The following is a 9,172-nucleotide window of genomic DNA, read 5'->3' as shown; positions in this document are numbered from 1 at the left end:
TGTAGTCCGAGCGAGTTACCACATAAATAAATAGCATCCTTTCCGTTACGTTGTGGAAAATAAAACTGTTCTCTGAATTTATTTAAGGGATCCTGTTGGTCCTTCTCTTTAGCAAATGCTAATGATGCTACATACTCCATGGTCTTCCAATCTTACGCCCTATTACTATTCTTTTAATGGCGGTGCTGCTGTTGTCAAGAAAGCTGTGCTGATTATCTTATTTCTCTGCTTATACTGATTATTACATTATTACAGGCTAAATGGCCTAACTGTTCAAAACAGGCGTCTTAGTTTTATATTATATTCTCTCTTACTTTATCATATGGCATATAAGGCTAAGGCTGTATATGGCTAGTAACGTGTCAACAACTGTCTGAGGGGTCAAAAGTAATAAAGGCTTTTCAAATGCCACTCATTCCAAATGTTAAAATTTGTTAATGAAAGAAAAAAACTCTTTTCCGGGTGTAATATACAAAAAAAATCCGTCCCGAAGAATCGGGACGGAGACTGTTAACCTACAACTGTTACACTGTATTGAAAAAAACTTAATTAACGGAAATACCCTCTACCTTCTTCTTCCCTAATACCGGTTCCTCTTCTGCTTCTGGCACCGGGAAGAAATTATATGGCTTGGGCGACATATATTTCGGGTCATGCATTTTCTTCACCTCGTCCCGCTTCAGGAACACCACCTTGATGATCAGCACCAGGAAAGGCACATATTTCAGCCAACGCGGCATGTTAAATCTGTCCAGCACATCGATGGAGCGCTTGTTCATGGCATACATCACCGGCACCAGCACCAGGGTCAGGAACGTGGCGAAAATCAGCCCGTATACCATTGTCCAGGCCAGCGGGCCCCAGAAGGCCACGTTATCCCCGCCAAAGAAGATATGCGGCTTAAACTCACTGAACAAAGCAGCAAAATCAATATTAAAGCCCACCGCCAGCGGGATCAGCCCCAGGATAGCAGCAATGGCGGTTAATATTACCGGGGTCATACGGGTACGACCTGCTTCCACCACCGCTTCATATACCGGCGTGTTCTGCTGGATCAGCAGATCCGTAAACTCTACCAGTACTATACCATTACGTACCACGATACCCGCCAGCGCCATAATACCCACACCCGTCATTACAATGGAGATATCCATTTTGAAGATGGAAAAGCCCAGGAACACACCTATAATACTGAACAGGATCTCCATAAAGATGATCATCGGACGGCCAATGGAGTTGAACTGTGTCACCATAATCATCAGGATCAGCCCAAATGCACCCAGCATCGCCATCATGAGGAAGTTCATGGTTTCCTGCTGGTCTTCCTGCTCACCGGTCATCTTTATGGTTACGGAGTTCGGATGCGTGAAATCCTTCAGCGATGTTTCAATATGCTGTACCACCTCGTTGGCATTCGCACCGGTTAAGATGTTGGAATACAGGGTAATTACACGCTTCTGGTCAATACGCCGGATACCTGCATAGGTGTTGGAATAGTGGATATCCGCTACGGCCGACAATGGTACCTGCCTTATTGCACCGCCCATATTCATATCCCGGTATACCAGGTTGAGGTTCATCAGGTTATTGATATTATTCCGCTGATCTTCATTCAATCTCACCATTATCTTATACTCATCCTTTGCATCGCGGATCTTGGAGGCTTCAAATCCAAACAGCGCCGTACGGAGCGCCATACCTATCTGGCGGGTGGAAATACCTTCCGCATTTGCCCTTTCGCGGTCAATATTCACTACTATTTCCGGCTTATTGTCCTCGAAATCACTTTTCAGCTCTTCTACGCCGGCAATCTGCAATGAATCGAGGTAACGTTTAAGCCTGAACGACGAGCTCGTAAGTTCATCAAAGTTGTCGCCTGATATTTCAATGTTAATTGGCTTACCGGTTGGCGGACCACCCTGTTCCTGCTCTACTGTAATATTTGTACCCGGGATACCTTTTACCGCTTCGCGGATTTTATCGAGATATTGTACGGTCGACTGCCCGTTCCTTGCACCAAACTCTACGAAGGCCACCGTCACCTTTCCTTTCTGCGGCTGCACGCTGAGATCCATCTGCGATGGATCGCCTGCGCCTTTGGCCACATTGGAGATAATAGACTCTACGATCGGGTTCTTATCTCCCACTACCTTTGTAATACGTTTTTCCACCAGGTTGGTAATAGAATCGGTATACTTCTGGTCGGTACCGTTAGGCAGTTCTATATAAGTATAAATGAAATTGGGATCTGCCTGCGGGAAGAATACCACCCGTGGATTTCGTATAGCCGTTAACATGATACTGAAGATCAGCAATCCGAATGTGGCCACAACGATCCATACCGGGCGCCATCCAAGCAAACACCATTGTAATATGCGTTTATAACGCTCCTGCACCTTAGGCCAGAACCCATGCTGGAAGCGGCGTGCCACACTACCTAACCAGAAACGTTCCAGTACGATCATCAGGTAAAGAAATACTACAAAATTACCCACTCCCACACTGCCATTGGCATAACCAATCAGGGCAATAAGGGCAAATACGCCGGAAAGGATAGTGAACTTCTTATCAAACTTAGGCTTTGGATGATTCTCACCTTCGTGCCTGTCCATGAAATCTACCGCAAACACAGGGTTAATAATGTAGGCCACCACCAGGGAAGCGCCCAGCGTAGTGATCAGTGTAACCGGCAGGTAAAACATAAATTTACCGATCACACCAGGCCAGAACAACAACGGTACAAACGGCGCCAATACCGTAAGCGTACCGGAAAATACCGGCAGGAACACTTCCCCCGCGGCTATTTTAGCCGCCTTCACAATGCCCAGGTCCTTTCGCTGATTATAGATACGGTGTACGTTTTCTATCACCACAATGGCATCATCTACCACAATACCCAATGCCAGCAGGAAGGAGAACAGCACCATCATGTTTAACGTAAACCCATACATGGGCATCAGCAAAAATGCGATGAACATGGAAATAGGTACAGACAAAGCCACGAAGATTGCATTCACTGCTCCCATGAAGAACATAAGGATAACAGTTACCAGCAGGAAGCCGATGATAATGGTGTTGATCAGGTCATGCAGGGTTACACGCGTGGATTTCGACTGGTCGGCCGTGATGGTTACATCCAGGCCTTTCGGGAAATAATTTTCCGTCATATCCTTTGTAATGGCCTGGATCTTATCAGACGCATCGATCAGGTTTTTACCACTCTGCTTGATAACGTTCAGTGTGATCACATTTTTACCGCCCAACCGCGCATAGCTTTCCTGCTCCAGGAAGCCGTCTACCACGTTGGCAATATCTTTCAGGTAAACCGTTGCACCGGATTGTCCGCGTACAATGATATTTCCTATCCTTGCCGGATCCTTATATTCCCCTTTTACGCTGAGGGTGCGCTTCTGCCCATCCATGGCTACAAGACCGCCGGAGATAGTGATATTCTCTCCCTGGATAGCGCCGATGATATCATCGAAGCTGATCCTGGCTGCATCCATCTTGTATTTATCCACGTTGATCTGGATCTCACGTTCCAGTTCTCCCACCAGATCTACACGGGTAATTTCATTCAGCGCCTCAATACGGTCTTTCATGTCATCTGCATACTTCTTCAGGGTTTGCAGGTCAAAATCACCGGAGAGGTTCACGTTCATAATAGGGATCTGCGACACATCTATCTTCACGATCTGTGGCTCCTGGGTGAGGTCCTGCGGCAGATCCTTCTTTGCATCATCCACTTTTTCACGGACCTGCTGACGGGCGGCTTCAATGTCTTCATTGGCATTGAATTCAATAGTGATGGCAGAAAAATCCTGCATGGAAGTACTCTTGATCTTCTTCACGCCGGAAATACCGTTCAGTTGTTTTTCTATCGGTTTGGTGACCGTTGTTTCCATATCTTCCGGGGAAGTACCGGCGTTGATGGTATTGATATAGAACTGCGGGAACACCACTTCCGGAAACTGTTCCTTCGGCAGGTTGATATAAGAAAGTATACCTGCCAATGCAATAATAATGGTAGCCACGTATACGCTCACCTTATTATCAATGGACCAGCTGGTAGGCTTAAATTCTTTATGGAGATTATCTTGCATACGCTTGGTTTTGGCTGTTTGAATCAGCTTTATAATTTAATCAGGTCGTTGTCATTCAACCCCTGAAAACCGGTAGTGATCACTTTATCACCTGATGCCAGGCCACTCTTTATTTCTGCCTTATCGTTGTATGTACGGCCCAGATCTATTGTTTTGCGCTGTGCCACCATTTTGCCGTTAGCGTTTTGCGCTACCATTACGTAAGGTTTTCCTGAAGTATACTGGATCACGCCTACCGGGATCACCACTGCATTTTTAGCGGTATAGTCCACGATCCTGATACGTGCAATCATGTTAGGACGCAGGCCGGCATCCGGTTTCAGCGGCACTTCAATTTTGATAGTGCGGCTCAGCGGATCAATGGTCCTGGATGCAAAACCAATAGTACTGCGTATTTCGCGGTTAATATCCGGGAAAGACAGGATCACATCATCGCCTGATTTCAGCAAACCTGCATAGGCTTCTGCAACGTTGGCGGTTACCTTCAGGTTGTTGGCGTTTACCACGCGGAAGGCTGGTGCGCCGGGAGCGGCATTGTCTCCCACTTTAGCGATCACTGCATCTACCGTACCGCTGATAGGAGCAATAATGCGGGTTTGCGCCTGTTGATCCTGCAGGGTAGCCATCTTTTTTTCCAGGCTTTCTTTCTGGTTCTTTGCGTTGAGATATTGTACTTCAGAACCGATTTTCTGTGACCACAGGTTTTTCTGTTTTTCAAACAGCGTGTTAGCCAGTTCAAGCTGGGTACGCAGTTCAGCCATGTTGGCTCTTAGTACCTGGTCGTCTACCTGGGCCAGGGTTTGTCCCTGTTTCACAGCTTGTCCTTCTCTCACCAGGATACTGGTAATGATTCCCGGTACGCGGGCGGAAACGTTTACATTTTCGCGGGCGTCTACACTTCCCTGCACATCTATATAGTGTTGAAATATAGTATCCGTAATGGCGGTTACTGTTACGTCTTTCATCTTCTGCAGCGTATCTTTTACACCTACTTCTTTTTCCAGTGCTGCTATTTTTTTATCGATCTCTTCATTATATTTTACTTTCTCCTGTTTGAGCTTCTCCAGCTGTTCGGATTTATTTCCTCCACCACCGCAGGCAGCGAGCACCAGTGTGATAGCAGGGATCAGGAAAGCATATTTTTTGGTCATATAGTTAGTAGTGAATGGTGATAGAAATAATGAAGCTTATAATTTGCCGTATGATTTCAGCAGGTCTACTTTAGCTACGATAGCGTTAAACAATGCAGTGAAATAATTATTCTGTGCAGTGAGCAAATCGTTTTCAGCAGTGGTCATTTCCAGGCTGGAACCTACGCCCTCCCTGTATTTGATCTGGGTAGTGTGATATACGTCCTGTGCCAGTTCCATGTTTTTCTCCTGCGCTTCCAGCGTGAGCACGTTGTTCTTAAAAGTGGAATACGATTGTTCCCTTTCAAGGTCTATACCCAGTTTGGCGTTTTCAATGGCTACTTCACTTTTCTTTACTGCCAGCCATGCCTGGTCTACCTGCCGTTTGCGTTGCATCCCTGTAAAGATGGGAACAGAGAGGTTCAGCCCTGTGTTTACATAGCCATACCACATCTGGTTCTGGAAGTAATCAAACTTATCGCTTCCCCTGAGTGCGCCGGTGGAACCGAACAACTGCAGGGAAGGCAAACCTTTCAGCTTATATCTTTTCAGGTCATATTCATTTGCTTTCTTTTGCGATTGCAGCAACTGGTATTCGATACGTTGTGAGTAGTCGAATTTATCCATATCCAGTACATCTGCCACGATCTTTTCAGTAGAGAGTGTATCCGTTAACGTTATCTGTTGTTTCAACGGCATACCCATCTGGTATTTGAGTGACGCGATACCAAGTTCAATCAGGTTACGGAGTTTTGTTTGTTCTGTTTGCAGGTTGGTGTATTGCACCACCAGCCGGTCTACATCCAGTTTTTCCGCGAGCCCGTTTTTATAGATCTCTTTGGTTTCGCTGAGTATCCTTTCCAGGGAAGTGATGTTTTCGGTAAGGATCTGGAGCGCTTTGTCTGCAGACAGTACATTGTAATAGGCTTTGTACACACTGGATTTCACGTCTATTTCCGCTTTCTGCACTTGTTGGGATACCAGGTCTTCCAGGGTTTTGCGCGCCTGCAATGCCACCAACACGCTTGGGTCGAAGAGCACCTGTGTAAGTTTTACTTCGCCGAGCAGATTATGCGGCAACTGGAAAGAAACAACCGTAAAGGAGTCTTTGGGTAAACCAAAGTTCCTCATGTTAAACATTTGTTTCTGGGTGATCGGGTTGTACTGGTAGGAACCGGTACCGGCGATGTTGGGTAGTGCCAGGCCGCTAACCTCCTTGTTTTTCGCCAGCTGGATGAGTTCGTCCAGTTTAGCGGTTTTTACTGTGCTCTGATTGGCCAGGGCAAAGTCGACCGCTTCCTTGGCAGACAAACGGATGGGTTCTGGCGAAACCTGCTGCTGGGCGCCGGCTATAGTGGCCAGTAACAGCAACCACACCATAAAAGCCATACTGGTGAGCCTTTTGATTGATAGCATAGTGTTATTTATTTTGCGATAGTTGTTTATATTCTTCAATAAGCCGGTATCCTTTTACAGATGCCACCCCATATAAAAAATTCTCCAGCAACACTTTCTGCACTTTGTTCATATCATTGGCGCCAGGGAATACTTCCGGTTGAAAACAGATCATACATCCATAAATGCGGTACTGCGTTAATATCTTAATGTCGATGTCGGGCCGGTACACTTCTTCGCTGATCCCTCTTTCCATGTTTTCGCGGATCATGGTGGCCAGGGTATTATTCCGGTAGTCGAGGAACAGCTGGTAGGCTTTGGAATGAAATTTCTGCAGATCCAGGATAATGACCGGGTTCATATTGCGCAGGCGGCGGTCCAGCATGTCCATTACCAGGAATAATTCATCAATGGCATCTTTCGATTTTTTCCGGTCTTCAATACAATCTTCCGTAACGATATTTATGAACCGGGCGATGGTCTGACAAACCATATCGTCCTTATCAGTGAAGTGAGCGTAAAGCGTTTTCTTCGAGATACCCATCCTCTCAGCAATGTCATCCATTGTAATGGAGCGGGTACCAAACTGACGGAATAGGCTGAAAGCCGTGTCCATAATGCGTTCCTGTACTTCCATAAGTTTGCGGCGTTAACCCAGTAGTAATGCAGGACAAAACTATGGAAACTTTCCAAACTTCCAAAGTTTCCAGTATTATTTTTTTAAATGTGGCAACATTCAATTAACGGCCCTTACTTCCTCCTTTAAGGTTTATTGTCTAATTTGCAGCCCTAATCACAAACCATGTCGCCAAAGCTTAGATTAAAAGTATTTGCATCAAGATTGCTGCGTTACTTCTTTCAGGGACTGCTCATACTGGCGCCCATTGGTATTACAGCGCTTACCTTGTACTGGGCGTTTATTACTATAGATAATATTATTCCGAAAGAACTGATCCCGGAAGATGCGTCATTCAATTTCCTGAAGTATAAGGGAGTAGGATTTGCGCTGGTGCTGCTGCTGATCATTGCCGTAGGTTACCTGAGTTCTTCCTTTATCATAGGGCGTATCTTTGATCTGTTTGATCATCTCCTGGAACGCACACCTTTTATCAAATACATTTATACTTCTATCAAAGATGTTTTTGATGCGTTTGTAGGTGAGAAGAAAAAATTTGATCACCCGGTGCTGGTGCAGATTTACGGGATAGATGTATGGGAGATGGGGTTCATTACACAAACAGATCTGAGCAACCTGGGCCTGGAGGGATACATGGCCGTATATGTGCCGCACGCCTATGCTATTACCGGTAAGGTGTTTATGGTGCCCAAGGAGCGGGTTAAACCGCTTACGGATATTTCTGCCGGCGAAGCCATGAAGTTTGCTGTAAGCGGTGGGGTTACCAATATATGATCCGGTTACAGGTGTTTTAAAATAACAATGCTGATATTTTTTTATCCCTGGAGATAAAATATCAGCATTCTTTTTTTCGCTATATTCGTCTTCCCAAAAAATTATAATGACATGTTAACCCACACCTGCCTGCGGATTCCCGCGTTCATTTCAGTGATCCTGTTCTCCTGTGTAAATGTTCATGCATGGGGCTTTTTTGCGCATCAGCGTATCAACCGGCTGGCTGTATTTTGCCTGCCGCCTGAAATGATGATCCTCTATAAACCGAACCTGGAGTATATCACGGTACATGCCACCGATCCGGACAAGCGTCGTTATGCTGTAGCGGCAGAGGGCGCCCGGCATTATATCGACATCGACCTGTTCGACCGGCCGCCCTATACGCAGATCCCCCGCAACTGGGCCGGCGCGGTAGCAAAGTACGGTGCCGATTCCCTCAACAGGAACGGCATTTTGCCATGGCATCTTGAAAAGATGCTGGCCATGCTCACTGCCGCCTTCCGGGAAAAAGACCAGCAGCGCATCCTGCGGCTTTCCGCTGAACTGGGCCATTACATTGCGGATGCGCATGTACCCCTGCATGTTTGTTCCAATCATAACGGCCAGTTTACCGGCCAGCAGGGCATCCATGGCCTCTGGGAGTCGCGCATCCCGGAGTTGCTGGCAGACCAGACCTTCGATTACTGGGCAGGAAAAGCAGTGTATATATCCGAACCGAGGAAATATATATGGGACATCATCACGGTAAGCGGAATGGCCGCAGATACAGTACTGGCCTACGAAAAGCGGTTAAGCAAACAGTTTCCGCCCGGGAGGCGTTATGGATATGAAAACCGGAATGGGGTATTAATTCGTACTTACGCAGAAGACTATACGAAAGCATACGCGCTTTCCATGGGCAACATGGTAGAACGAAGGATGAAAAATGCGATATCGGCTGTTGCAGCTGCCTGGTATACTGCCTGGGTAAATGCGGGGCAGCCCTCTTTGCAGGAGCTGACCCATACCGCCCTTACCCCGGAGGAACTGCAGGAAATGGAACAGCTGCAGCGCCAATGGCTGGAAGGTAAGCTGCCAGTGAGAGAAGAGTAGCCCGGTTAAAATATTTATGGTATTACTTAATAATTAGAAAA

The 9,172-nt window shown here is 46.4% G+C and carries 6 protein-coding genes; 2 read left to right on the top strand and 4 right to left on the bottom strand.

Annotated features, from left to right (window positions below; all coding sequences use genetic code 11):
• Nucleotides 1-545 precede the first annotated feature (545 nt).
• The 4 genes from VN105_RS19990 to VN105_RS19975 are packed head-to-tail and all read right to left on the bottom strand — an operon-like array spanning nucleotide 546 to nucleotide 7,265.
• Nucleotides 546-4,103 carry an efflux RND transporter permease subunit gene (locus VN105_RS19990; RefSeq protein ID WP_325643491.1) on the bottom strand — a complete coding sequence of 1,186 codons (3,558 nt, stop codon included), beginning with the start codon at nucleotides 4,101-4,103 and terminating at the stop codon, nucleotides 546-548.
• 29 nt (nucleotides 4,104-4,132) lie between these two features.
• On the bottom strand, nucleotides 4,133-5,254 hold the full coding sequence (locus VN105_RS19985) for an efflux RND transporter periplasmic adaptor subunit (protein WP_325643489.1): 1,122 nt from the start codon (nucleotides 5,252-5,254) through the stop codon (nucleotides 4,133-4,135).
• A gap of 36 nt (nucleotides 5,255-5,290) precedes the next feature.
• Nucleotides 5,291-6,649, bottom strand: a complete 1,359-nt coding sequence (locus VN105_RS19980; RefSeq protein WP_325643487.1) for a TolC family protein — start codon at nucleotides 6,647-6,649, stop codon at nucleotides 5,291-5,293.
• 4 nt (nucleotides 6,650-6,653) lie between these two features.
• Nucleotides 6,654-7,265 (bottom strand): TetR/AcrR family transcriptional regulator, encoded by a 612-nt coding sequence (locus VN105_RS19975; RefSeq protein WP_325643486.1) that lies wholly within the window; start codon nucleotides 7,263-7,265, stop codon nucleotides 6,654-6,656.
• A gap of 165 nt (nucleotides 7,266-7,430) precedes the next feature.
• On the opposite strand from VN105_RS19975, the gene VN105_RS19970 reads away from it, so the two are divergent.
• Together VN105_RS19970 and VN105_RS19965 are read left to right on the top strand one after the other, a co-directional pair.
• The gene (locus VN105_RS19970) at nucleotides 7,431-8,039 is read left to right on the top strand and encodes a DUF502 domain-containing protein (RefSeq protein ID WP_325643484.1); all 609 of its coding nucleotides are present in this window, start codon (nucleotides 7,431-7,433) and stop codon (nucleotides 8,037-8,039) included.
• A 111-nt stretch (nucleotides 8,040-8,150) separates the two neighbouring features.
• Nucleotides 8,151-9,131 (top strand): zinc dependent phospholipase C family protein, encoded by a 981-nt coding sequence (locus VN105_RS19965; protein WP_325643482.1) that lies wholly within the window; start codon nucleotides 8,151-8,153, stop codon nucleotides 9,129-9,131.
• The last annotated feature ends 41 nt before the right edge of the window (nucleotides 9,132-9,172 follow it).

This window comes from Chitinophaga sp. (genome assembly GCF_035564935.1).
GTDB lineage: Bacteria > Bacteroidota > Bacteroidia > Chitinophagales > Chitinophagaceae > Chitinophaga.
The sequence above is the reverse complement of the archived record's forward strand: the minus strand, read 5'-3'. Positions and strand labels throughout refer to the sequence as shown.

Bases quoted from the DNA above. Each gene is read 5' to 3' on its own strand.
- VN105_RS19965 (WP_325643482.1), top strand. From the start codon at position 8,151: ATGTTAACCCACACCTGCCTGCGGATTCCCGCGTTCATTTCAGTGATC.
- VN105_RS19990 (WP_325643491.1), bottom strand. From the start codon at position 4,103: ATGCAAGATAATCTCCATAAAGAATTTAAGCCTACCAGCTGGTCCATT.
- VN105_RS19975 (WP_325643486.1), bottom strand. From the start codon at position 7,265: ATGGAAGTACAGGAACGCATTATGGACACGGCTTTCAGCCTATTCCGT.
- VN105_RS19985 (WP_325643489.1), bottom strand. From the start codon at position 5,254: ATGACCAAAAAATATGCTTTCCTGATCCCTGCTATCACACTGGTGCTC.
- VN105_RS19970 (WP_325643484.1), top strand. From the start codon at position 7,431: ATGTCGCCAAAGCTTAGATTAAAAGTATTTGCATCAAGATTGCTGCGT.
- VN105_RS19980 (WP_325643487.1), bottom strand. From the start codon at position 6,649: ATGCTATCAATCAAAAGGCTCACCAGTATGGCTTTTATGGTGTGGTTG.